The sequence below is a fragment of the Streptomyces hesseae genome, assembly GCF_031845785.1.
Taxonomy (GTDB): domain Bacteria; phylum Actinomycetota; class Actinomycetes; order Streptomycetales; family Streptomycetaceae; genus Streptomyces; species Streptomyces hesseae.
The window spans coordinates 238,165-262,012 of record NZ_JAVRFI010000006.1 but is presented as its reverse complement, the minus strand read 5'-3'; the positions used below and the strand labels follow the sequence as shown (position 1 = coordinate 262,012).

General features: G+C 74.3%; 21 protein-coding genes and 1 pseudogene. 13 read left to right on the top strand and 9 right to left on the bottom strand.

What is annotated here, in order from left to right:
• The first annotated feature begins 18 nt into the window (after nt 1–18).
• Both RM609_RS13040 and RM609_RS13035 read left to right on the top strand, forming a co-directional pair.
• Nucleotides 19–1,449, top strand: a complete 1,431-nt coding sequence (locus tag RM609_RS13040; protein WP_311610585.1) for a UbiD family decarboxylase domain-containing protein — start codon at nt 19–21, stop codon at nt 1,447–1,449.
• Entirely contained in the window at nt 1,446–2,081 is a 636-nt protein-coding gene (locus tag RM609_RS13035; protein WP_311610583.1) for a UbiX family flavin prenyltransferase, read from the top strand. The genes RM609_RS13040 and RM609_RS13035 overlap by 4 nt, the downstream gene beginning before the upstream one ends.
• A 42-nt stretch (nt 2,082–2,123) precedes the next feature.
• Here RM609_RS13035 and RM609_RS13030 read toward each other — a convergent pair whose 3' ends face one another.
• Nucleotides 2,124–3,371: a helix-turn-helix transcriptional regulator gene (locus RM609_RS13030; protein ID WP_311610581.1), complete on the bottom strand. Its 1,248-nt coding sequence runs from the start codon at nt 3,369–3,371 to the stop codon at nt 2,124–2,126.
• Between the two features lie 255 nt (nt 3,372–3,626).
• Nucleotides 3,627–4,820, bottom strand: a complete 1,194-nt coding sequence (locus RM609_RS13025) for an MFS transporter (protein WP_311610580.1) — start codon at nt 4,818–4,820, stop codon at nt 3,627–3,629.
• Nucleotides 4,821–5,012: 192 nt separating this feature from the next.
• Here RM609_RS13025 and RM609_RS13020 point away from each other — a divergent pair, with 192 nt between their 5' ends.
• The 4 genes and pseudogenes from RM609_RS13020 to RM609_RS13005 all read left to right on the top strand — a co-directional run bounded on the left by RM609_RS13020 (nt 5,013) and on the right by RM609_RS13005 (nt 9,096).
• Entirely contained in the window at nt 5,013–6,656 is a 1,644-nt protein-coding gene (locus RM609_RS13020; RefSeq protein WP_311610579.1) for a PucR family transcriptional regulator, read from the top strand.
• 77 nt (nt 6,657–6,733) lie between these two features.
• Nucleotides 6,734–7,363, top strand: a pseudogene (gene dhaL / locus RM609_RS13015) (dihydroxyacetone kinase subunit DhaL); the annotation flags it as partial.
• Nucleotides 7,364–7,453: 90 nt separating this feature from the next.
• The gene (locus tag RM609_RS13010; RefSeq protein ID WP_311610692.1) at nt 7,454–7,834 is read left to right on the top strand and encodes a PTS-dependent dihydroxyacetone kinase phosphotransferase subunit DhaM; all 381 of its coding nucleotides are present in this window, start codon (nt 7,454–7,456) and stop codon (nt 7,832–7,834) included.
• A gap of 119 nt (nt 7,835–7,953) precedes the next feature.
• Nucleotides 7,954–9,096 (top strand): PP2C family protein-serine/threonine phosphatase, encoded by a 1,143-nt coding sequence (locus tag RM609_RS13005; RefSeq protein WP_311610577.1) that lies wholly within the window; start codon nt 7,954–7,956, stop codon nt 9,094–9,096.
• Nucleotides 9,097–9,146: 50 nt separating this feature from the next.
• Here RM609_RS13005 and RM609_RS13000 read toward each other — a convergent pair whose 3' ends face one another.
• Nucleotides 9,147–9,878, bottom strand: a complete 732-nt coding sequence (locus RM609_RS13000; protein WP_311610576.1) for a PIG-L deacetylase family protein — start codon at nt 9,876–9,878, stop codon at nt 9,147–9,149.
• A gap of 140 nt (nt 9,879–10,018) precedes the next feature.
• Between RM609_RS13000 and RM609_RS12995 the strand changes: the two genes are divergently transcribed.
• Genes RM609_RS12995 through RM609_RS12985 form a run of 3 tightly spaced genes read left to right on the top strand, consistent with a single transcriptional unit; the run spans nt 10,019 to nt 12,960 of the window.
• Nucleotides 10,019–11,086, top strand: a complete 1,068-nt coding sequence (locus RM609_RS12995) for an ABC transporter substrate-binding protein (protein WP_311610575.1) — start codon at nt 10,019–10,021, stop codon at nt 11,084–11,086.
• Nucleotides 11,087–12,166, top strand: a complete 1,080-nt coding sequence (locus RM609_RS12990) for a FecCD family ABC transporter permease (protein WP_311610573.1) — start codon at nt 11,087–11,089, stop codon at nt 12,164–12,166.
• Nucleotides 12,163–12,960, top strand: coding sequence for an ABC transporter ATP-binding protein (locus RM609_RS12985; RefSeq protein ID WP_311610572.1), 798 nt, complete (start codon nt 12,163–12,165; stop codon nt 12,958–12,960). Before RM609_RS12990 ends, RM609_RS12985 begins: the two co-directional genes overlap by 4 nt.
• A gap of 55 nt (nt 12,961–13,015) precedes the next feature.
• Here the strand turns inward: RM609_RS12985 and RM609_RS12980 are convergent, their stop codons facing one another.
• The 4 genes from RM609_RS12980 to RM609_RS12965 all read right to left on the bottom strand — a co-directional run bounded on the left by RM609_RS12980 (nt 13,016) and on the right by RM609_RS12965 (nt 18,016).
• Entirely contained in the window at nt 13,016–14,917 is a 1,902-nt protein-coding gene (locus RM609_RS12980) for a ricin-type beta-trefoil lectin domain protein (RefSeq protein WP_311610571.1), read from the bottom strand.
• Nucleotides 14,918–15,034: 117 nt separating this feature from the next.
• Nucleotides 15,035–15,670: a hypothetical protein gene (locus tag RM609_RS12975; RefSeq protein ID WP_311610570.1), complete on the bottom strand. Its 636-nt coding sequence runs from the start codon at nt 15,668–15,670 to the stop codon at nt 15,035–15,037.
• A gap of 52 nt (nt 15,671–15,722) precedes the next feature.
• Complete coding sequence (locus tag RM609_RS12970) at nt 15,723–16,658, bottom strand: L-tyrosine/L-tryptophan isonitrile synthase family protein (protein WP_311610568.1); 936 nt, start codon at nt 16,656–16,658, stop codon at nt 15,723–15,725.
• Between the two features lie 8 nt (nt 16,659–16,666).
• Nucleotides 16,667–18,016 (bottom strand): cytochrome P450 family protein, encoded by a 1,350-nt coding sequence (locus tag RM609_RS12965; RefSeq protein WP_311610566.1) that lies wholly within the window; start codon nt 18,014–18,016, stop codon nt 16,667–16,669.
• A 230-nt stretch (nt 18,017–18,246) separates the two neighbouring features.
• Between RM609_RS12965 and RM609_RS12960 the strand changes: the two genes are divergently transcribed.
• Genes RM609_RS12960 through RM609_RS12950 form a run of 3 tightly spaced genes read left to right on the top strand, consistent with a single transcriptional unit; the run spans nt 18,247 to nt 21,418 of the window.
• Nucleotides 18,247–18,471, top strand: a complete 225-nt coding sequence (locus RM609_RS12960; protein ID WP_311610564.1) for a hypothetical protein — start codon at nt 18,247–18,249, stop codon at nt 18,469–18,471.
• Nucleotides 18,471–20,909, top strand: a complete 2,439-nt coding sequence (locus RM609_RS12955; protein WP_311610562.1) for a heavy metal translocating P-type ATPase — start codon at nt 18,471–18,473, stop codon at nt 20,907–20,909. Before RM609_RS12960 ends, RM609_RS12955 begins: the two co-directional genes overlap by 1 nt.
• Nucleotides 20,906–21,418 (top strand): copper chaperone PCu(A)C, encoded by a 513-nt coding sequence (locus RM609_RS12950; protein ID WP_311610561.1) that lies wholly within the window; start codon nt 20,906–20,908, stop codon nt 21,416–21,418. Before RM609_RS12955 ends, RM609_RS12950 begins: the two co-directional genes overlap by 4 nt.
• 78 nt (nt 21,419–21,496) lie before the next feature.
• On the opposite strand, the gene RM609_RS12945 is transcribed toward RM609_RS12950, so the two are convergent.
• Entirely contained in the window at nt 21,497–22,144 is a 648-nt protein-coding gene (locus RM609_RS12945) for a sigma-70 family RNA polymerase sigma factor (RefSeq protein WP_311610560.1), read from the bottom strand.
• Between the two features lie 49 nt (nt 22,145–22,193).
• Between RM609_RS12945 and RM609_RS12940 the strand changes: the two genes are divergently transcribed.
• Nucleotides 22,194–22,370 carry a zf-HC2 domain-containing protein gene (locus RM609_RS12940; RefSeq protein ID WP_311610559.1) on the top strand — a complete coding sequence of 59 codons (177 nt, stop codon included), beginning with the start codon at nt 22,194–22,196 and terminating at the stop codon, nt 22,368–22,370.
• 184 nt (nt 22,371–22,554) lie between these two features.
• Here RM609_RS12940 and RM609_RS12935 read toward each other — a convergent pair whose 3' ends face one another.
• A complete protein-coding gene (locus RM609_RS12935) occupies nt 22,555–23,229 on the bottom strand; it encodes a hypothetical protein (protein ID WP_311610558.1) in 675 nt (224 codons plus the stop codon).
• Between the last annotated feature and the right edge of the window lie 619 nt (nt 23,230–23,848).

The following is a 23,848-nucleotide window of genomic DNA, read 5'->3' as shown; positions in this document are numbered from 1 at the left end:
GGGGCGAGGAGAGGCATCATGACCGACCTGCCCGGTCTGTCCTTCCGGGCCGCCCTCGCGGCGGCCCGGAAGGAGGACCCCCACGCCCACCACACCTACGACCAGCCGCTGCCCCGGCACGAGATCGCCGCGCACTACGCGGCGCGGCACGCGGGCATCCCCGCCACGTCCTCCTCGCGCACCGAGGACATCGCGCTGTACACCCGCGTCACCGACGCGGCCGCCGGAATGCCCGTGGTGCTCGGGGCGTTCGGCGACGCGGAGCGGCTGCGGCGCTGGCTGCCCGGCCTGCCCCGGCGCACGAACGGGGACACCGTCGCCCGGCTGCTCGCCGCCTGCCAGGAGCCCAAGCACCTGGAGAGCTCGCCCTTCCCGCACGTACGGCTCGGCGAGGACGTCGACCTCGGGGCGCTGCCCGCGCTGTGGGCCACCGAGCGCGACGCCGGCCCGTACCTGACGACCGGGCTGCTCCACGCGCACGACCCCCGCACCGGGCGCAGCGCCACGGCCGTGCACCGGATGCTGGTCCGGGACCGGAACCAGCTGGTGATCTGGATGCTGCCCAGCCGCCGGCTGCTGGCGATGTACCACGAGGCGGTGGAGCGGGGCGAGCGCCTGCCGGTGTCGGTGAACCTCGGGGCGCCGCCCGCCGTGATGGTGGCGTCGGCGGTGGGCAGCGGCTTCCTGCCCGCCGGTGTGAGCAAGACGGCCCTGGCGGGTGCCCTGGCGGGCGGGCCGGTGGCCATGGCCCCGGCGGTGAGCCAGCCGGTGCCGGTCTTCGCCGAGTCCGAGGTGGTCCTGGAGGGGTACTTCGACGGGACGAGCGCCCCGGAGGCGCTGCCGGGCCGGCCGCCGGGGCATTCGCTGCCGGAGGTGCTGGGCTACGACGGCAACGCGGCGGAGGACCTTCCGGCGATCACGGTCACCGCGGTGACGTCCCGTGAGGCGCCGGTGTTCCCGGCGGTGATCGGGCCGGGCCGGGAGCAGTCGCTGATCCTGGGGCTGGCCGGCGCGGTGGCGCTGGGGCTGTCGGGGGCGGGTGGCGAGCTGCTGAGCGACGCCCACTACTCCCCCGCGGGCGGCGGGATGTTCCTGCTGGTGCTCCAGGTGCGCAAGTCGGGCCCCGGGGACGACGAGCGGGTGCGGGCGATGGCGAGGGACGTCCTGGACCGGCACCGGTTCGCCAAGGTGGTCGTCCTGGTCGACGAGGACGTGGCGCCGGACTCGGCCGAGGACGTGCTGTGGGCGATGACCACGCGCGCGGACCTGTCCGCCGACGCCCTGCACTTCACGGGCTTCCCCCGGGTCGGGCTCGACCCCTCGCAGGGGGAGGCGTGGGCCGCCGCGCGCGGGCGGGAGGCGACCGGGAGCCGTACGGTCGTCGACGCCACCGTGCCCTTCGCCCTGCGGGGGCGGCACGGCCGCAGCTTCCCGGGCACCGTCGCATGACTGATCCGCGCACGACGGGGACGCGGCCCCGCCGGCTGATCGTGGGGATCACCGGGGCCACGGGTTCGGTGATCGGGATCCGGCTGCTGGAGGCCCTGCGGTCGCTGGACGTCGAGACCCATCTGGTGTTCACCAAGTGGGGGCGGGCGACGCTGGAGATGGAGACCGACTGGAAGGCGGCGGAGGTGGCGGCGCTGGCCGACCACGTCCATGGGCCGGGCGACCAGGCGGCGGCCATCTCCAGCGGCTCGTACCCCACGGACGGGATGGTCATCGCGCCGTGCAGCATGAAGACCCTGGCCGCGGTGCGGGCGGGGTTCGGCGACGGGCTGGTGCACCGGGCCGCCGACGTCACGCTCAAGGAGCGGCGCCGGCTGGTGCTGGTGCCGCGCGAGCTGCCGTTGTCCGAGATCCATCTGGAGAACATGCTGGCGCTCACGCGGATGGGCGCGGTGATCGCCCCTCCGGTGCCGGCGTTCTACAACCGGCCGCGGAGCGTGTCCGACATCGTGACGCACATCGTGGCCAGGACGCTGGACCAGTTCGGCCTCGAACTGCCGGCGGCGCGGCGCTGGTACGGGCCCGGGCCCGCCCGCCGGGAGGGCGCCCGCGCCGGCGCGGTGACGGGCTGAGCGGCCGCACCGCCCCGGCGGGGGCGGTGCGGCCGACAGCGGCTACGCCGGTGGGGCCAGGGCCGCGGTGGCGCCGGAGGTTCCCCCGGTGCCACCCCGCACGACGCGGACCAGGTCGACGCGGGAGGCGACGCCCAGCTTCCGGAAGACCTTGCGCAGGTGGTAGTTGACGGTGTGCGGGGACAGGCCGAGTCGGCGGGCGATCTGCCGGTTGGTGAGCCCTTCGTGCACCAGGCCCGCGATGACGGCCTCCTGGTCGCTCAGATGTCCTCGATAGGGCGTGGCCCCCGGCTCGTCCGTTCCTGTTCCTCCCGGCTCCGTCAGGAGGGCGGGGCAGGTGGATTCCGGTGCCCCGAAGGCCTGGCCGCGCAAGGCGTCACGAACGGTTTCGGGCATCCAGCCGGTAATCAGCCGGTGCAACAACTCGTCGCGGAACGTGAGCCGTCCGGCATTGTTCTCCAGAACTCCGGCCGCGACCACTTCGTCCAGGGTCGGCAACAACGCCGTGGGCGGCTCGTTCAGCACCCGGGCGACTTTATCGAAGGAGACTTCATTTCCCAGCGCGGCCGCGACCCTGACCATCTGACGGAACTCCGGTGAATATCCCATGAGGGAACTCTCGACCCGTTCCACCAGTCGCCGGGGCAGCCGGTCGGTCACCAGCCGGGCCCGGTATCCGTCCACCGCGATGCTGCCTTCCTCCAGCATTCCCTGGGTGAGTTCCAGCAGCCGGCGCGGATGCCCGCCGGCCCGGCCCAGGATCCGGGCCAGCCCGGCGTCGGGCGGTGCGCCGAGGGCGTCGCCGGCGAGCGCCATCGCCGCACTGGGGCGCAGGGGGCCCAGTTTGATCCGCTCGGTGCCCGCGGTGGGGCTGAGCAGCATGCCCTCCAGGGGCGGGGCCCCGGCGGACGGGCGGCGGGCGAGGATCCACACCCGCGCCGGGCCGTCCGGCCCGGCCTCGTGGGCGATGAGGGTCCGCACGTCCTCGTGGTCCAGGTGGTGGGCGTTGTCGACCGCCACGGCATAGGGATGGTGGGGGTTGTAGGGGTCCCGTTGCGGCAGTCCCCCGGCCGTGTGCGAGCCGTCGGCGGATTTGGCGCAAATCCGCAGCCCGAACCCTTCGGCAATGAGCATGGACTCGCGCAGCAACCGGGATTTCCCGCAGCCCGGCGGTCCTTCGATCGTGATCAGTGTGCAGCGCCCGGCCATGACATGCCCGATGAGTGACGTCAGCCGATCGACTTCGGCTTCCCGTCCACGCAGCGGAGCATCGGGCACGGCTCCCAGCATCTGATTCCCTCCTTCCGCCCGCGCCGGTCAAGCACGCGTCAAGACGGCCGCCGCCGTTCCGATACGCCGATGCCGGCACCGCGACGATTCAGTGTGCAACCAGTTTGCGGGGAGGGCGTTCTCGCCGGCCGGGACGAGCTCGATATCAAGCCGTTCGCTTTCCGGCAGGTTTCAGAACTCGGCGTCCGTTTCCGCCGGTTGCGCCACTCGTTCTCCGGAGGCTTCCGGCGCGGGGTGCCCGGCCCGCGCCCGTCCTCACCCGGCGTCGGCGGCGGGCGGCGGGAGTCGCCGGTCCCGGACGTCGGCGACGGCGACCGCCGCCAGGGCCGCGAGCACCACGGCGACCAGCACGAATCCGGTGTCGTAGCCCGCGTACTGGGCGACGAGGCCGACGCAGAAGCCGCCGAGGCCGAGGCCCGCGTCGAAGGCGAGATTCCACTGCGCGCTGCCGACGCTGGAGTCGCCGGCGCGCTGGAGGGCCAGGACCAGGGTCGCGTTCTGGAGGGCGCCGAACCCGATGCCGAAGACCACCATGAGCACCAGCAGGGCGCCGGTGTGCCGGGTGGCGACGCCGCCGAGCACGCCGAGGGCGGCGAGCAGGGTCGCGGGCGGCAGCAGTACGCGGTGGCCGTGGCGGTCGCCGAGGCGGCCCGACGCCCAGCGGCTGGCGGCGGCGGACAGCTGGAGGCAGAGCAGCGCCAGCGGGGTGAGCCAGACGGGGTCGCGCGGCGCGGCGGGCGGCAGGAAGGTCACGACGGTGCCGGAGGCCATGGTGCCCGCCGTCAGCAGGACGAGCGGGCGCAGGATCGCCGGGCGGGCGAGGCCCGCGACGACCCGGGCGCGGCCGGGCGGCGCCGGGCGGGGCGCGGCGACGGCCAGGGCGGCGAGAAGACCGCAGGCCGGTGCCAGGGCCCCGGCGGCGAACAGCGGACCGTAGCCGAACTGGTGGGAGAGCAGCACCCCGCAGGGCGTGCCGACGGCCCCGCCCAGCCCGGTGGCCAGTCCGTACCAGCCGGTGGCGGTGCCACGGCGGCCGGGGGGCGCCAGTTCGGCCACGGCCGCGCTGCCGGCGACCACGAACATCCCGAAGCCGACGCCGCGCAGCACGGCGCAGACCAGGGTCACCGGGAGGCTGTCGGTGACGAGCGGTACGGCGGCCGGGGCGCCGAGGAGGACCATGGCGGCCAGCAGCACGGTCCGGTGGCCGACGGCGGCGATGACGCGGGGCATCGCGGGCTGCACGGCGACCGTGGCGCCCATCAGCAGTCCGGTGACCACTCCGCCGGCGGCCCGCTGGCCGCTGCTCTCGGCGGCGAACTCGGGCACGGTCGCCAGCAGCAGGTAGAAGCCCGTGAAGCCGCTGAACGTGCACAGCAGCACCGCCGTCATGGACCGGCCGAACATTTCTGACGGTGTGTCACGGGCGAGGAGCGCGGGGGGTTGTTTCACGACAATGATCTCAACCGCCCGAAAGCCTCACGAACAGTGGATGGATCTCCATGGATGGGGCATTCGGCTGTGTGATCGTCCAGTTGGCGGGGCGGGGTCCGGACGGGGCGGTCCGGGCCGGTGGTCCGATTCCCGCCACCGGTGGTCGCGGACGGTGGACAGGGGCGTCGTCTCCTGTGTTGTGTCCGACGGGTGACCGCGCCCTTGAACCACCCGCAGAACCCCCCACACGAACAGCCGCCCCCGCCGGGGCAGGACCACGCCATGCTGCGCGTCCGCGACCTGCTCGGCGTTCCCGGGCTCGGCCTGGAGGCCGTGCCGGGCACCGGGGACACGGACCGCGCGGTCCGCTGGGCCCATGTGACCGAGCTGCCCGACCCCGGCCCCTACGCCGGGCCGGACGAACTGGTGCTCACCAACGGGCTCTGGCTCGGCCGGCAGGAGTGTGCCGCGTACGTCCGTCGCCTGGCCGAATCCGGTGCCGCCGGGCTGGTCTTCGGGCTGCGGACGGACATGCCCGACGTGCCGGACGACCTCGTCGCGGCCTGCCGGGCGGCCGGGCTGCCGCTGCTGCGGCTGCCCGTCGAGGTGCCGTTCACCGCCGTCACCCAGGCCGTGGCGACCGCCCAGGCCGAGCAGCGGCAGCGGCATCTGCTGGACGCCCTGCGGCACAGCAACGCGCTGACCCGAGCCGTCTCCGCCGGCGACGGCCTGCGGGGTGTGCTGGCGGTGCTCGCCGGGACCGCCCGGACCCCGGTCGCGCTGGTGGACGGCCTCGGCAACGTCCTCGACTCCGTGGGCCGGCCGCCGGCGGAGCAGGACGTGCGGGCGGTCGCGGACCGGCTGGGGGCGGACGGCGAGGAGTACGCGGAGTACCCGCTGCGGCTGGCCTCGGGCGCCGACGCCACGGTGATCCCGGTGCGCGGCGTCGCCGGTTTCGACCTCGCCGTCGTCTACGGCCGCCCGGTGGCGGAGCTGGGCGCGGCCGGGCGGCTGGTCCTGGAGCAGGGCGTCCGCTTCCTGACGGTGGAGCTGGCGCACCGGCAGGCGCTGCGGGCGATCGAGATGCGCTTCGCCGGGGAGATCCTCGACATGGTGCAGAGCGGGCCGCACCGGTCCGGTGAACTGATGGCCAGGCTGCGGTCGTTCGGCGTCAACCCGGACAGCGCGCTGGCCGTGTTCTCCGTCATCGTCCCCGACTCCCCCGGCCGTGCCGCGTGGCCGCTGCCCGACACGGCGGCCGTCACCGACCACTTCGTCGCCCGGGGGCTGGCGTCCGTGGCGGCGAGCAGCGGGCAGGACGTGGTGGCGATCGTCAGCCTGCCCGCGGCCGACACGGACCCGGCCCGGCTGGCGGAGGGGCTGGCGGCGGCCCTGGGGCCCACGTCCCCCGCGCCCGGGCCGCGCATCGGCGTCGGCCGGGTCGCCGCCGGTCACCAGGAGCTGCGGCGCGGGCTGTTGCAGGCACGGGAGGCCTCCCGCGTGGCACGGTCGCGGCGGCGGGGCCCGCGCGTGGTGTCGTTCGCGGACGTGGGCTCCTACCGGCTCGTCCTGGCCCTGGTGGACCCGCAGACCCGCCGGGACTTCGCGGACGCGGTGCTGGGGCCGGCGATCGTGTACGACGCCACGCACAACAGCGAACTGCTGCGCAGCCTGGACGCGTTCCTGGGCTCGGGCATGAAGTGGGGGCAGGCGGCGGCCTCGCTGCACATCCACGTCAACACCCTGCGCAACCGGCTGGCGAAGCTGGAGGCCCTCACAGGCCGGGACGTGGGGTGCGCGGAGGACCTGGCCGATCTGTTCCTGGCGCTGCGGGTGCGCGACGAGGAGAGCTGACCCGCCGGCCGCCGGGGCTTACGCTGGGCGGCGTTGATCATTCCGTCAGCCCGCCCCGGCGCCGAGGAGCAGCCGTCATGACCGTCCCGCTCGACCTGGACTTCTTCCGCCGCTTCCTCGACCGCGCCACCCGGGTCGTCGTCGCCGAGGCCCGGCACCTGACCGACCTCGACGCCGCGATCGGCGACGCCGACCACGGGGTCAACCTCAAGCGCGGCTTCACCTCGGCCGCCGAGGCCGTCGCCGCCGAGCCGCCCGCCACGCCGGGCGCCCTGCTGACCGCCGTCGGCGCGCATCTGACCAACACCGTCGGCGGCGCGGCCGGGCCGCTGTACGGGACGGTCCTGCGCCGGATGGGCAAGGTGCTGGGCGAGGACGCGGTCGTCGCGCCCGAGACGCTGGGCCGGGCGCTGGCGGCCGCGGTGGCGAGCGTACGGCGGCTCGGCGACTCCGCGCCCGGCGACAAGACGATGGTCGACGCGCTCCAGCCCGCCGCCGACGCGTACGCCGAGGCCCTGGGGCGCGGCGATGCGACGACCGCGCTGGAGGCGGCCGCGCGGGCCGCCCGCGAAGGGGCGGAGGCGACGGTCCCGATGCGCGCGCGGCGTGGCCGGGCCAGTTATCTGGGCGAGCGCAGTGTGGGCCACCAGGACCCGGGGGCGACGTCCTCCGCGCTGCTGGTCACCGCGCTGTTCGAGGCCACCGACCCGGAGCTGTGCGCCGCTCCCCCGGCGGCGGAGGCGGCGGCGGACGAGCCGGATGCGGCGGAAGCGGAGCGGCGGCCCGGGCGGGTCGGCGTGGTGCTGGTCTCGCACAGCAAGGCCGTGGCCGAGTCGACGGCCGCCCTCGCCAGGGCCCTGTTCGGCGCGGGCGACCCGGCGCCGGTGGCCCCCGCCGGCGGGCTGCCGGACGGCGGTGTGGGCACCAGCGCGGAGCTGGTGCGCCGGGCGGTGGCCCGGGTGGACGACGGCGCCGGCGTCGTCGTGCTGTGCGACATGGGCAGCGCGGTCCTCACCGTCAAGGAGCTCCTGGACGCCGGGGAGCTCGGGGACACGCGCATCGCCGACGCCCCGTTCGTCGAGGGGGCGGTGGGCGCCGTGGTGACGGCGTCGGCGGGCGGCGACCTCGCGGCGGTCCTGGCCGCGACGGACGACGCGCGGACGTACCGCAAGCTCTGACCGGAGCGCCGACGCGACACGAGGGGCCGACACGGCGGCGGGCGACGGGCTTTCACGGCGAAAGTCTGGAAATGTCTATGTGTCCCGCTCTCCCACCCCGCGCGGAGGTACAAGCCGCGGTGTCGCGCAGACTGCTGCCGTTCGCACTGGTCCTGGCCTATCTCGTGGCCGTCGTGGTCATCGACCTCAGGACGCCGGCCTATCTGCGGCTCGACGTCTACGCGGCGCTGGCCCCGGTGACGGCCGCCGCGGTCTGCACCTACCGGCAGACGGTGTTCGTCGGGCTCGTCGACTTCTTCCTGATGGTGGCGCACCACGGGGTGCTGACCGCCGAGTCCTCACCCGTCAACCGCGTCGGGTCGGTGCTGGGCAACATCCTCATCGTGGGCGCCGCCATCACGGTCGCCCGGCTGCGGCGCAACGGCGACGCCCTGCTGGAGCGGGTCCGCGCCACCGGCGAGGCCGCCCAGCGGGCCCTGCTGCGTCCGCTGCCGCTGCGCACCCACAGCGTGGTCGTCGACGGCTTCTACGTCTCCTCGCAGCGGGACGCGCTGGTCGGCGGCGACATCTACGAGGTCGTCGACACCCCGTACGGCACCCGGGTGCTCATCGGGGACGTCCGGGGCAAGGGGCTCGGCACGCTGGGGGCGGGGGCGGCGGTGCTGACCGCGTTCCGGGAGGCGGCCTACCACCTGAGGGACCTGGGCAGCGGGGTCGCGGCGATGGAGCAGGGCCTGACCCGCTACCACCGCTCGGCGGAGTACCAGGCGCGCACGGTGGACACCCACGCGGCGGAGGAGTTCGTCACGGCGCTGGTCATGGGCACCGAGGAGGACCCGGCCGCGCGGGACGGGGCGCCCGGCGAGGTGCCGGTGGTGTTCGTCGACTGCGGCCACCCGGCGCCCTTCCTGATCGGCGCCGACGGCGGGGTGCGCGAGCTGCGCCCGGCGGAGCCCGGGCTGCCGCTGGGGCTCGGCGAGCTGGTGGACGTGCCCAGGTCCCGGCACCATGTCACGCTGCCCCCGGACTGCCGGGTGCTGGCCTGCACCGACGGGGTGACCGAGGCGCGCGGCCGGGACGGCGGCTTCTACCCGCTGGCGGAGCGGCTGGACGCGTGGGCCGCCCTGCCCACCCCCGAACTGCTGGGACGGCTGCGCGCCGACCTCGCCGCGCACACGGGCGGCCGGCTCCAGGACGATGTGGCGGTGCTGGTGGTGGAGCGGGCGCCCCGGCACGACACGGGTGCCGCCGGGGGCCCGTGAGCGCGGACGGCCGTTCAAAGGCGGAGGGGGATCGGCGGCGGAGGAGTCGCTCAGCAGCGGAGGAGCTCGAACGCCACGCCCGGCCGGCCGCCGAACCGCTCGGCGACCGCCGCCATGGTGCCCGTCAGGAACGTCCGGCAGTAGTTCTCCGGCTCCTCCTCGGTGAGCGCCGCGATATAGGCGCGGTGACAGAGCAGGGACCGCACGGCCCGTTCGAAACCGGCGCCCGCGTCGACGGCGTGGGTGGGGTGCGGGGAGCCGGCGACGGCCACGTACCGCACGCCGTTCCAGGGCGGCAGGTCGTCCTCGACCAGATCGGGGAAGATCCAGCGGTTGCCCGCGTCGGCCACCGCGTCCAGCGCGGCCCGGCCCACGGCCCGGTGGTCGGGGGTGTTCCAGTACCCGCCGGGCCAGGTGTCGTGGTGGTTGAGGGTCAGCACCAGCTCCGGGCGGTGGCGGCGGATCGCTGCGGCGAACTCCCGGCGCAGCGGGAGGCCGTATTCGATGACGCCGTCGCTGTGGCCCAGGAACTCCACGCTCGTGACCCCGACCGCCGCCGCGCTCGCCCGCTGCTCCGCCTCGCGCAGCGGCGCGGCCTCGCCGGGTCCGAGGGTGTCGATGCCCGCCTCCCCGAAGGAGGCCAGCAGATACGCGCACGAGCGGCCTTCGTCGGTCCAGGCGGCGACGGCGGCCGAGGCCCCGTACTCCAGGTCGTCGGGGTGGGCGACGATCGCCAGGGCGCGGTTCCAGTCGGTGGGCATCTCGGCGAGGGGGACGCTCATGACGGCAGCGTAGGCCGGTGGCGCCGTTCCTTTTCACTCTTCCTCGCGACACGCGGGAACCAGGTGGACGCGCGGTCCGACTATCTGGTCCGGGTCCGCTGCAATGGCCCCGGAACGTCGAGCTTTGTGGAGAGTTACTGATGCGCCCTCGTGCGTGGTGCGGTGTGCTGGCCGCTGTGGCCCTGTCGGCGACGGCCTGTGGCGGCGGTGGCGGTGAGGCGGAGAAGACCGACGGCGCCGGGGCGGCCGCCTCGGCGCGGGCCGGCTTCCCCGTGACCGTCTCCGACTGCATGGGGGCGAGGACGACGTTCGACGCGGCGCCCAAGAAGATCGTCACCAGCAACGCGGCCGGCCTGGAGCTGCTGATGTGGCTGGGCGCGGGCGACAAGGTCGCCGGTACGGGCTTCCCGCCCGGCAAGGGCGCGCTGCCGGAGCAGTACGGCGAGGCCGGGGCGAAGGTGCCGGTGCTGGGCAAGAGCGTGATCCCCAAGGAGAAGCTGCTCGGCTCGGGCGCCGACCTCTACGTGGACGCGTTCTCCTCCATGAAGAACATGGGCAAGATGGGCGACGCCCCCACGGCCGAGGAGTTCAAGGCCGCGGGCATCAAGCACGTCTTCCTGAAGTCCACGGCCTGCGCCTCCATGGCCAAGGCCGCCCGCACGGACCTCTCCGGCGTCGAGGCCGACATCGAGGAGCTCGGCAAGGTGACGGGCACCTCGGCCCGCGCGACCGAGCTGGTGGCGGGGATGCGCAAGAAGACCGCCGAGGTCCGGGACGCCCTGAAGGACGTACCGGCCGACAAGCGGCCCAGCTACTTCCTCTTCGACTACGACGCGGGCACCAAGCAGCCCATGGCCGTGTGCAACCGCCAGGTGGCCAACGCCGTGATCGGCATGGCGGGCGGGCGGAACGTCTTCGCCGACTGCGACGGCGACTTCAAGCCCGTCGGCTGGGAGGACGTCGTGGCCAAGGACCCGGACTGGATCCAGCTGGCCGTCCGCAACCGCGGCAGCGAGGAGGCCAACGCCAAGGCCTTCGACGAGGCCGCCGAGTTCCTCAAGACCTTCCCCGCGACGGCCGGCCTCAAGGCCGTCAAGGAGGGGCACTTCGTGCGTATCAACTCCGAGCGCACCACCATCGGCGGGGTGCGCAGCGCGGACACCGTGCGGGAGATCGCCCACACCCTCCACCCGGACCGGGTCAAGTAGATGACGGCGCTCGCCGCCGCCGGCACGGCGGAGGAGGAGGGGGCGGAGCCGGGCGTCCGCGTCCTGGGCGCCGGCTGGGTCTGCGCGGCCCTGGCCGTCGTCCTGGTGGCGGCGCTCGCCGCGTCCGTGTGCCTGGGCTCGACCCGGGTGCCGCTCGACCAGGTGTGGTCGGCGGTGGTGCGCGGGATCAGCGGGCAGGAGCCCGCGCCCGGCACCCAGGACCTGATCGTCTGGCGGCTGCGGGTGCCGCGCGCGCTGCTGGCGGCCGTGGTGGGCGCGGGCCTGGGCCTGGTCGGCACGGCCGTCCAGGCCCTGGTCCGCAATCCGCTGGCGGACCCGTATCTGCTGGGCATCTCCAGCGGCGCGTCCCTGGGCGCGGTCGGCGCGCTCGTCCTGGGGGCGGGCGCGGGCGGGGCGCTGGGCATCGGGCTGTCCTCGGCGGCGTTCGCCGGGGCGCTCGCCTCGTTCGCGCTGGTGTGGGCCTTCGCCCGGCGCGGCGGCGGCTTCCGGCCGCTGCGCCTGGTGCTGGCGGGGGTGGGCATCGGGCAGTTCCTGTCCGGCTTCACCCACTACCTGGTGCTCCAGGCGGGCGACGAACAGCGCACGCGCGGCGCGCTGTTCTGGCTGATGGGCTCCCTCGGCGGCGCCCAGTGGGCCACCCTCGCACTGCCCGCGGCCGCCGTCGTGACGGCCACGGCGGTACTGCTGGCCCGGGCGCGGGCGCTCAACGCGATGCTGATGGGCGACGAGACGGCCGCGAGCCTGGGCGTGGACGTCACCCGGCTGCGGCGCGAGCTGTTCGTGGCCACGAGCCTGCTGACGGGCGTGCTGGTGTCGGTGTCCGGGGCGATCGGCTTCGTGGGCCTGATGGTCCCGCACGCCTGCCGGATGCTCGTGGGCGGCGACCACCGCCGGCTGCTGCCGGTGGCCGCGCTGTTCGGCGCCGTGCTGCTCACGGTGGTCGACCTGGTGGCCCGTACCGCCCTGCCCGACCAGGAGCTGCCGGTGGGCGTGGTCACCTCCCTGATCGGCGCGCCGACCCTGCTGTATCTGCTGGACCGACGTCTGGAGCGGCCGTGAGGATCTCCGTCGAGGGCCTGGAGGTCCGGCTGTCCGGACGGACGGTGGTCTCCGGGGTCGACCTGCTCGCCGCCGAGGGCGAGATCGCGGGCCTCGTGGGCCCCAACGGCAGCGGCAAGTCCACGGTGCTGCGCACCGTCTACCGGCATCTGCGCCCGCACGCGGGCCGGGTGCTGGTCGGCGGTACGGACATCCGGGAGCTGTCGGCCGTCGCCTCCGCCCGCCGGGTGGCGGCGCTGCCGCAGGAGCGGGGCACGGACTTCGAGCTGTCGGTCCGCGAGGTCGTCGCCATGGGCCGCACGCCCTACAAGCGGGCCTTCGCGGGCGAGGACGCCGCCGACCGGGACGTGGTGGCCGAGGCCCTGGCCCACGTGGGCATGGCCCACGCGGCGCGGCGCCGCTTCTCCGCGCTGTCCGGCGGCGAACGCCAGCGGGTCCTGCTGGCCCGCGCACTGGCGCAGGCCCCCGAGGTGCTGGTGCTGGACGAGCCGACCAACCACCTGGACGTCCGCCACCAGGTGGAGCTGCTGACCCTGCTGCGCGCCCAGCGCCGTACGACCCTCCTCGCCCTCCACGACCTCAACGCGGCGGCCTCGGTCTGCGACCGGCTGCACGTCCTCCACGACGGCGCGGTGGTCGCCTCGGGGACCCCGCGCGAGGTGCTCACCGCGGAGTTGCTGGCGGAGGTGTTCGGGGTGCGGGCGGCGGTGGTGGAACACCCGCTGACGGGCGACCCGTTGATCGCGTTCGACCACCGGGCGCCGGCGGGGGCGGCGGTCCCGGCGGCGGGGTGACGGGTTCCGGGTCCAAGCCGCGCGCAATGGCCGGCCCGGACCCGGAACCGGAGACTCACGGCACGATCGTCCAGCGCTGACGGGCGTCGTCGTTGCAGTTCTCGATCGTCACGTAGGCCGCCTCGCGCGAGGACGGCGCCAGGCACAGGTGCGCCTTCTCGTTGCGGAAGCGGAGGGTGCCGTCGCCGTACGTCTCCGCCTGCCAGCGGTGGCCCGTGCCGTCCTCCCTGCCACTGCGGTCGGTGCAGCTGTGCACCAAGGTGCGCTCACCGGCCCCGGGCTGGTGGGGGTCCAGGAGGTCGACGCACCGTCCGCCGGCGCCGAGCCCCTTGAGCCGGACGAGGTTGTCGCCCAGGCCGGCGTGCTCGACGTTCCAGCGCTGGGTCTCGGCGTTGCCGGCCGGGCTGGTGCTCAGCGGGGTGCCGTCCCGGTCGGACCGGCCGAAGGTGTCCAGGTAGAGGCCGTTCCACGCGCGCAGCCGGACCCGCTTGTCACCGGACTCCCACGCCCGCGCGTCCACCGCGCGGGAGTTGTCCCACCACTGCTGGGCGGGGCTGTCGTTGCACGCGAGGGCCCCGACCGGCTCCTCGTTGCCCGCGCCGGTCAGGCACAGCTCCGGGCGGGCCGAGTTGCGCCAGCGCAGCGGGCCGCCGGGCGCGCCCGGGTCCTCGGGGTGCCACTGGGCGAAGGGCGACTCGCACGGCAGCATGATGACGGACAGCGGGAAGAACGGGTTGAGGCCGGGGCACAGCGCGGCAGCGGCGGCGGCGCGGCCGGTGGCAGCGCCCCGGTCACCGGACGCGGCCGCGGGGCTGTTGCCGTGGGCGAAGCGGTACCAGTGCCCCCGTACGGTGCCCACGCGGAACCGCTGACGGAGGTTGTACCGGTCCAGGCTGGTGGTCACCCGGCTTCCGGCGGTATCCCGGGCGTCCAGGACCAGCCCGGTCCGTTCGTTCTCCAGGGCCACGGAGAAGTTGTGCACCTGGGCGTCGGGCGCGGCCGGTACGGGGGTCGGGGCCGGTTCGAACTGGACGGGATAGTGGTCCGAGCCGCGTGCCGCGGGAATGTCCGCGTTGAACCGGGGCGTGCCGCGCGTGATCGCGTAGTCGAGTTCGCCGCCCCGCTGGTGGGTGGGGCGGTGCGGCCGGGCCAGTTGTTCGTCGCCCCGCAGGCGCAGGCTCCGCTCCCTGGCCTCCCGGTCGGTGCGGTTGACGATGTCGAGGTTGAAGTCGCCGACCATGACCCAGTTCTCGCCGGGCCGGGCGGCGTTGCGGATCCCCGTGAGCAGGTAGGGGACGTCCGCGCCACGCGCGTGGACGTTGTAGTAGACGGTGTTGCCGATCCGGACGCCGAGGACGCGGCGGTAGCGGTACTCGTTGCGGGGCTCGTCCCGGTTGTACAGCGGGTTCTCGATGACGCGGACCTCGGCCGCGGGGACCTGTGTGACGATCGCCAGGTTGACCCGGCCGCCCTGCCAGCGGTCCCGTCCCGTGATGCTGTCCCGCTGCGGGTCGGTCTGGAGGTAGTACACGTGCCGGCGGTTGTGTTCGTAGTCCCACTGCGTGTGGCTCACATGGTCCGGCAGGCCCGCCGGGAACGGGTGGCGGATGGGGATCGACTCACCGGTGCCCCGGGCGTGGCTCGGCTCGGGGGGAGGCCCGTTGCCGACCTCCTGGAGGGCGACGACCGGGTGGTGGATCGTCAGCGGTCCGACCTCGCCGTTCCAGCGGATCCCGTGGTCGGAGCCCTGCATGTTGTAGGTGGTGAACGGCAGGCTGCCGTCGGAGGCCGGGCTCGCCCGCCGGTCGTCCGCCCGCGCCGTGTAGCCGCCCTGCCCCGGGCCTGCGCCGACCAGCAGTCCGGCCGCCAGCAGCACGGAGGTGAGTGCTGCGGTCAGCCGTGATGTGCGCGGTGCGGAGCGGGCCTTGGGGCGGGGCGGCGGTAACGGTAATCGCATCGTGGTCTCCCTCGTGGAGCGATCGGGTCGCGGGTACGAACAACCGCGGACTCGATCCCTTCAGTATTGGCAGGCCCGCGTCAAGAGCCCCTTACGCGCCACACGCGGTCGCACCGCTCAGTAGTACCGCGGGCCGGAGTCGGTGGCCCGCACGGGCTGGGGGAAGCCCGACGGCTTCTTCCCCTTGTCCACCACCTCGCAGGCGTACTTGGACTGGGTGTTCAGGGGTGCCAGCACGGCCTTGGGGATGTCGTTGCACAGGGCGTAGTCGATGTAGCCGCGGTAATTGCCGTAGAGCAGCCGGGCGACGCCGTCGCGGGTGAGGATGCCCTGGCTCGGGGTCGCCTTGAAGTTCACATAATTCTTCGAGAAGGCGGACTTCTCGCCGATGCTCACCTTCCACTCCACTTCCAGGCCCTCGTAAGTGGTCTTGCAGGTCACCTGGGTCCCGCTCGTCGTGCTCACGTCCTGGGGGCACTCGGCGGTGATCTTTCCTGGCGCGCCGGCCATGTCCTGGGTCTTCTTGCGCAGCTCGTACGCGAGGTTCTCACCGACCGGGGCGTCGGCGGCCGGTGACGGCTGCGATTTCTCGTCGGGCATGGCCGGCGGCTGCTCCAGCCTCTGCGTCATCGGGGTGGCCGACGGCTTGGGCTTGGCGCCGTCGCTGCCTTTGCCGGACTTCTCGCTCCCGCATCCCACGGCGAGCAGACACACGGAACCGACTACGAACACTGACACGATCTTCGATCTCACGACCGACACCTTAACCAGCGCCTCGTCCGCGCCGACGCGACGGCGGCCGCCCCTACTCCCCCGCGGCAGCCGCGAAGTGGCTGGCCCGCCCGTCCCGCAGGACGACCCGCCCCAGCCGCTCGGCCTCCTCCCGCCGCACCAGCCGCGCCGCACCGTCCGGCGTCCGCAGCACCGTCGTATGCCACGGCGTGGCCCACGCGTCATCCGCGTCCAGCAACCGGATCCCGAACTTGGCGGAGCCTGGTCGCTGCGGATGAATGGACAGCCGCACGGACCGGGGGAAGTGGTCGGCGATGAGATCGCCCCACGCACGGCTGCGGGCGATCACCCCGTACGCCCGCGCGCGGCACTCCCGCTGCAACGCCGACCGGCTGCCGTCGAAGTCCGCCGTGTCCTCCACCAGGAACCGGGTGATGCCCCGGTAGAGCCTGGCCGTCTCCTCGTCCGTACGCGTCAGGGCGCGCAGCGAGTCGAGTGACGGCGCGTACGCCTCGACGACGAGGCGGCGCTTCTCGTCGTGCGGCAGTTCGCCGTGGACCTGCCGCAGGTCGAAGGTGTCGAGGTGGGCGAGGCCCTCCCGCTGGATGAGGGCGCGCAGTTCGTCCCCGTAGGCGTCGATGTGCTCGTCGGGCACATGGATGAGGTCGCCGAAGATGTGCCCGTCCGAGCAGATGACCAGGCGCGCGCCCGGCGCGTAGATCTCGCCGACGCGGTCGCAGAGCCGGTCGAGGAAGGCCAGCGAGAGCCGCTCGCCCTCGTCGGGCAGGTGGCCGAGGACCTTGGCCGGGTTGGGGGACTTGCAGGGGAAGCCGGGGAGCGTGAGGACTATCGGCTCGCCCACGTCGGTGAACTCGCGTATCTGGGCGAGCTGTTCCGGGTGGTCGGCGGGGTCCGGGGAGGACGCGCCGGTGGTGCGGTGGAAGGGCAGGAGCAGCCGGAGGATCCGGGCTTCGAGGGAGGTCGCGGTCGCGAGGGCTGTGGGGGTCATGGCGGATATCACGTGCGGGGCCACTTCAGATCGCGGGGGCATACGGGCGCGTGGGGCGCGACGGGCGCGTCAGCCATAGCGGGCGCGTCGGGCGTACCGGCCTTGCCGGGCGTGTCGACCTTGCCGGGCGTGTCGAAGGCGACGGGCAGCGCGGCCGTGCCCCGGCCGAGGACGGCGGGGATCCACTCCAGCTCGTCGTCGGGCACGGCGAGCCGCAGCCCGGGCAGCCGGGCGATCAGCGTGCCGAGGGCGACCTGGAGTTCGATACGGGCCAGGGCGGCACCCGGGCAGAAGTGGGTGCCGTGGCCGAAGGCCAGGTGCGGGCCCTGTGGCCGGTCCAGGTCGAGGGCGTCGGGGTCGGGGAAGCGCTCGGGGTCGCGGTTGGCGGCGCAGAGGGAGACGATCACGGAGTCGCCGGCGGGGACGCGCGTGCCGTGCAGCTCGGCGTCCTCGGCGAGGAAGCGCCAGGTGGTGAGCTCGAAGGCGCTGTCGAGGCGCAGCAGTTCCTCGACGGCGCGCGGCATGAGACCGGGGTCGGCGCGCAGCCGCTCCAGGGCCTCCGGATGGCGCGTCAGGGCCACCAGGGCGGTGGTGATCTGATTGGTGACCGGTTCCTGACCGGCCACCAGCAGCTGGAAGAGCATGGAGTCGAGCTCTTCCGGGCTCAGCTCGCCCTCGTCGCGGGCGGTGACGAGCCGGGAGAGCAGACCGTCGCCGGGGTGCTCGCGCCGGTCGGCGACGACCTTGGCGATGTACTCCTGGAGGCCGCGCAGCAGCGCCTCGTAGGCCGGGCGGCCGGGGTCGGTGGGGCCGACGGGCGCGACGACCTTGCCCCACTCGCGGCGGAAGCGGGCCGCGAGGTGCGGGGGCAGGCCGATGACCTCGGCGAGGACCTGGAAGGGGAAACGGGCGGCGAAGCAGCGCACGAGGTCGACGGCGCCCGCCCCGTCGTCGGTCATCGGCATCGCGTCGACGAGCGCGTCGGCCATCTCCTGGAAACGCGGCCGCAGCGCCTCCACGCGCCGTGGCGCGAAAGCATCGGTGATCAGACGGCGCATGGCGGTGTGCTTCGGCGCGTCCTGGTGGAGGAGGTGGACCTGGAGCTGGGAGTGCTGGGGCTCGGGCATGATCGAGGCGCGGGCGCGCCAGCGGTCGTTGCCGAGGGCGTGGTTCTTGCCCAGCCGGGGGTCGGCGAGGGTCCGCTGCGCGGCGGCGTGCCCGGTGACCAGCCAGGCGGTGACCCCGCTGGGGAAGAGCACCCGGTGGATGGGGCCGGCCTCACGCATCCGCGCGTACAGCGGGTACGGATCGCGCTTGTACTCGGGGCCGTAGAGGGGCACGGGATCGGGCAGCGGCACGGTGGGAGTCTCCTCGCGAAGTGATGGTCCCTTGAGGAGTCGTACCGTTCCGGGGGTGAGTTCCCGGCCATTTCGGCGAGGGGCGCGCCGGGTTCGGGGAGGGGGCTCCGATCTCCGGGTAGTCGGGCACGGGGGTGCTCTGGTTCCCGGCCGGGAAAGGGACAATCCTCACGCGCCGGGAAGTGGCCGAAGCGCCCGGACGACGGACCGCGCCGTGTCACGATGCGGCGATGACCGCACGTCTGGCACGCCCTCCGCTCCGCCCTTACGCCACCCTGGCAGGCTTCGTCCTGCTGCTGGCCGTTCTCTTCGGCGTCTCCTACGCGGCCGGTTCGGCCGCCGGCCCCGTCGCGCCCGGCCTCCACCGCGTGGGCGGCGCGACCCCCGGATCGGGTGACGGCTCCGGCGGCGGAACCGGCGGGAACATGGGCGGCATGCCCGGGATGGGCCACTGATGAGTACGACCACGACCAAGGGCACCAGCGGCACCGCGGACGCCGCCGTCGTCGTCACCGAGCTGATCGTCGGCGGGATGACCTGCGCCGCGTGCGTGGCCCGCATCGAGAAGAAGCTCGGCCGGCTGGAGGGCGTGAGCGCCACCGTCAACCTGGCCACCTGCCGGGCGCGCGTCAGCCACCCCGCCGCCGTGCCGGTGGCGGAGCTGATCGCGGTGGTGGAGGGCGCGGGCTTCACGGCCGCGCTGCCGGAGCCGGAGAAGCCTGCGACGGACGCCGACGACGCCGGTGAGAACGGCCGGCCGGACGGCCCCGCCGTCACCCGCCTCCTCATCACCGCCCTGCTGTCGGTGCCGGTCCTGGTGCTCTCCATGGTCCCCGCCCTTCAGTTCGACAACTGGCAGTGGCTGTGCTTCGTCCTGGCCTCGCCGGTCGCGGTGTGGGGCTCCTGGCCGTTCCACGAGCGGGCGCTGCGCGGGCTGCGGCACGCGGCCGCCACGATGGACACCCTGGTCTCGCTCGGTGTCCTGGCCTCCTACGGCTGGTCCGCGTACGCGCTCTTCCTCGGCGGCGCCGGACGGCCCGGGATGCGGATGCCGTTCACGCTGGTGCCCTCGATGACGGGGGGTACGGCGGACGTCTACCTGGAAGCGGTGGTCGGCGTACCGCTGTTCGTGCTGACGGGCCGGCTGCTGGAGGCCCGCGCCCGGCGCGGCACGGGCTCGGCGCTGCGCGCGCTGGCGTCGCTCGCGGCGAAGGACGCTGCCGTCCGGGACGCGGACGGCACGGAACGCCGCGTTCCCATCGCCCGGTTGCGGGTGGGCGACGTGTTCGTCGTACGCCCCGGGGAGCGCGTCGCCACCGACGGTGTGGTGGTCGCGGGCAGCTCGGCGCTGGACCTGTCGCTGGTGACGGGCGAGAGCGCGCCCGTCGAGGCCGGTCCCGGCACGGCCGTGGTCGGCGGCGCGGTCAACTCCGGCGGACTGCTGGACGTACGCGCCGAGGCCGTCGGCGCGGACACCCAGCTGGCCCGGATCGCCAGGCTGGTGGAGGAGGCGCAGGCGGGCAAGGCCCGGGTGCAGCGCGTCGCGGACGCGGTCGCGGGCGTCTTCGTCCCGGCGGTGCTGGCCGTCGCCGTCACGGTCCTCGGCTTCTGGCTGGGCGCCGGTGCCGCCCCGCAGGCGGCGGTCACGGCGGCGGTCGCCGTGCTCGTGGTCGCCTGCCCCTGCGCCCTGGGCCTCGCCACCCCCACCGCGCTGCTGGCCGCCACGGGCCGGGGCGCGGGCCTGGGCATCCTGGTCAGCGGCCCGCAGGCGCTGGAGGGCCTGCGCCGGGTGGACACGGTGGTCCTCGACAAGACGGGCACGCTGACGACCGGTTCGATGACGGTCACGGAGGTCACGGGCGACGAGGAGGCCCTGCGCCTGGCCGCGGCGGCGGAGTCGGGCTCGGAACACCCGGTGGGGCGCGCGATCCACGCCCATGTGCGGGAGACGACGGCGCGGGACGCGGCGTTGCCGCGGGCGACGGACTTCACGGCGACGGCGGGCGTGGGCGTACGAGCGGTGGTGGAGGGCCGCGTGGTGGAGGTGACGCGGCCGGACGGCGGCACTCCCCCGGCCACGAGCACCGGGGGCGAAGCCCCGGTTGCGGGAAGAGGCGGGACCGGGGACCCCTCCCCCGCCGCCACGGCGCCCGGCCACGACGACGAGAGTCCGGCGGAATCCCGACGGCAGGAGCGTCCGGAACGGCAGACCCTCCCCACCCCCCTCGCCGACGCCCTGGCCCGCGCCGAGCGCCACGGCCACACCGCCGTCCTCGCCCGCGTCGACGGCGAGCCCCGAGCCGTGATCGCCCTGGGCGACACCGTCCGCGCCGGCAGCTACCGCGCCGTCGACCACCTCAAGCGCCTCGGCCTGCGCCCCGTACTGGCCACCGGCGACGGCGCGGCGGCCGCCCACGCCGTGGCCGACGAGCTGGGCATCGCCGAGGTCCACGCCCGGGCGACCCCCGAGGACAAGGCGGAGCTCGTCCGCACGCTCCGAGAGCGCGGCCACCGCGTCGCGGTCATCGGCGACGGGGTCAACGACACCGCCGCCCTGGCCGGCGCCGACCTCGGCATCGCCATGGGCGGCGGCACGGACGCCGCCATCGGGGCGGCCGACGTGACGCTCGTCCGCGAGGACATGGGCGCGCTGGCCGACGCCGTCCGGCTGGCCCGCCGCACCTCCGTCACCGTACGGTCCAATCTCCTCTGGGCCTTCGGCTACAACATGGTCACCGTGCCGCTCGCCGCGGTCGGGCTGCTCAGCCCGATGGTCGCGGCGGCGGCGATGTCCGTCAGCTCACTGCTGGTCGTGGGCAACAGCCTGCGGCTGCGCGGCTGGCAGCCGCGCCCCGGGCGCACCACTGCGAACAAGCGGAGAACACTCCGATGAACGAGACGAACGAAACGAAGGCCTCCCTGCTCCGCACCGCGCGAGCGGCCCTCGTCCCGGTCGCGGCCTGCGCCGTGGCCCTCGGCGGGCTGACCGCCTGGACGGCCTCCGGCGCGGCGGGCCGCCCCGCCTCCGTGACGGTGGAGGACGGCCGGGTCTTCCAGCCCTTCGGCATCGAGAGCACGGCGGCGATGTTCCGCCTGCGCAACACCGGCGACGAGGACGACGAGCTCATCGGCGTCGACGTTCCCTCAGCGGGAGGCGCGATGCTGAGCCGTACGGTCGTGAAGAACGGCGCGGGCAAGATGAAGATGATCGCGTCCACGACCGTCCCCGCACGCGGCACGGTGGAGATGTCCCCGCACGAGCTGGACGTCATGGTCTACCGGCCGCCCCTGGTGCGCGTGGGCGAGCGGCTCCCGTTCGTCTTCCGGTTCCGGAAGAGCGGCGTCGTACGGGTGGACGCGGCGGTGGTCCGCCCCGGCAACAAGCCACTCACGCAGCACTGAACCGCCGGAACAAACAAAACGAGTGAGGGGCTGCGCTGCCACCCGGCACCGTAGCCCCTCACTCCATCCATCAATCGATCAACCGGCGAGCGCCGGCACCCGCGCCGGCATCCTCTCCGGCTTCCTCTCCGGCAGCGGCGCCGGAACCCGTACCGCCGGGACCCGTACAGCCGTCGCCCCTCGCTCGGCCGCGTCCAGCTGCACGATCAGCGCCTCGCGCGCCCGCGCCACGCGCGAGCGGACCGTGCCGACCGGGCAGCCCGCGACGACTGCGGCCTCCGCGTAGGGCAGGCCCAGCATCTGCGTCAGGACGAACGCCTCGCGGCGCTCGTACGGCAGCCGGTCGAGGAGCTGCGAGAGGGCGACGCCCTCGTCGAAGCCGGGCAGCTCCGCGGACTGGGTGCGCTCCGCCGCCGACTGCCAGTCGTCCGTGTCCGACAGCCGGGGCCGCGCCGCCTGGAAGCGGATCCGGTCCACGACCGTGCGGCGGGCGATGGACAGCAGCCAGGTACGGGCCGACGAGCGGCCCTCGAAGCGCGGCAACGAGCGCAGGGCACGCAGGAACGTCTCCTGGACGAGGTCGTCGGCGCCCTGCGGGTCGTTGCTGAGCCGTGCCACGTACCGGCGGACGTCGGTCTGTGTGGCACGGATGAATCGTTCCACCGCGTCGGCGTCGCCGCCGCGCGCCGCCAGTGCCCAGGCGGTCACGGACTCGTCGTCACGCACGACGGCCCCCGGTGCTCGCGGCCGGGCCCGTGCCGGGGACGATGGCGGGGTGCACTGCGTTGACGTCCGTACCGCCATATCCGCCCGCGCCGACGGCGAGGAACCGCCGCCGGAGGTGTCGGGCGCGGCGCTCGACGCGCATCTCGTCGGCTGCGCAGAGTGCCGTGACTGGGAGAAACGGGTACACCGGCTCAAGGTGCTCACGGCGGGTCTGGGGCTCGTGTGACGGGTGTGTCCCGTACGAGCGGACCGCCGGTGTGAGGGCAGGGGTCATCGCCCTGGGTCCTTCCTGGAATCCGGGCGCCCGGTCGTACGGCGTCGTCCGGTGGACGGCAACCGTGGACGGGCGGGCGGCCCGGTGAGGTGATTCGGCCCGGTCGGTCACCGTCGCGAGCCCGAAAAGGAAGGCCTCAGGCGACGGCGACGACGGGTCCGGGCGGACCGCGCGTGGCGAGGACGTGGGCGTAGAGCAGTTGGCGCAGCCGCTGCGCGGCGCGTCCGAAACCGGCCCGGACGCGGGGCGGCCGGGGCCGCGCCGGTACGTCGCAGAAGAGGAGGACCAGCGGGCCGCGCAGCCGCGCGGTGATGGTCCGGCCGAGGCGGAAGGCGGCCTGTTCGCCGCCGGAGAGCCAGATGCCGCAGATGAGGGCGACGAGAACGTGGGCGGACCACATGCCGAGGGCGCCGTGCCCGGCGTGCATGGACATGGACATCCCGCCCATGCCGTCACCCATGCCGCCCATGCCGTGGTCCATGGGCATGGCCGTGGAGGCGGTGAACCCACCGCAGACGACATCGGAGACGGAGCCGGAGGCGGTCGCGGTCGCCGACTCGCCACCCATATCCATCGCCCCCGCCGCGCGGTCGGCGACGCTCTGGGCGACCGTGAAGAAGGAGTGCAGCCCCGTCTGCGCGCCCACCGTGGCGAGCGTGATCAGCAGGGGACCGCGTTCACGGCCGGCCAGGAACCAGGCGCAGCCGCCCGTCGTCGTCAGGGCGACGGCTATCGCCCACCACGGGACGGTGGTGCCGGACATCACGGCGTGGCCCAGGGCAGCGAGCAGCACACAGACCGCTGCGAACACTCCGGCTCGCAGCGCACGTGGGACCTGTCCGGTCGGCTGCCCTGCTCTCATGACGGAGACATCGTTGCACCCGCCCGGCGCGGGCCGTAAGCGGGGGGCGCGCTGACGCCCGTACGACCCCCCGCTCGGGCGCACGGCTCCGACCCGTACCGTCCGCCCGAAGGGACGAGGCAGGGTACGGGCGCACTGACCTGACCTGCGGTCTGCCTGACCCGACCGCCGGATCTTCCTATTTTGGGCTTGGTCCGGTTTCCCCCGGTTTCCCCGGGTTTCCCTCCCCCTCTGGCACTGCCATGTGCCCGCGTGTGCCCGATAGCCGACGGGCCGCCAGAAACGCGGGTACAGGGAGCCGCCCCCTCGGGCCTCCCTGACCGGATCCGCAGGCTGCACGGGGCGTGAACACCACAAAGCCCCGAAGCGCTCTTTCGCACTTCGGGGCTTCCTGGTGTCCGAACCCGCCGGTCTGCTTCAGACCCACCCCCGGTACCGCGCTGACTTTGGCGAGACACGCGAGTACCGGATCCATAACAGATCCGGACGAGGCCCATCGTGCCACAACTCTCAAACCCCGTGCGAGCGGCCGGCGTGTGCAGCGCCGCCGTTCCCTATCCCCCACCAG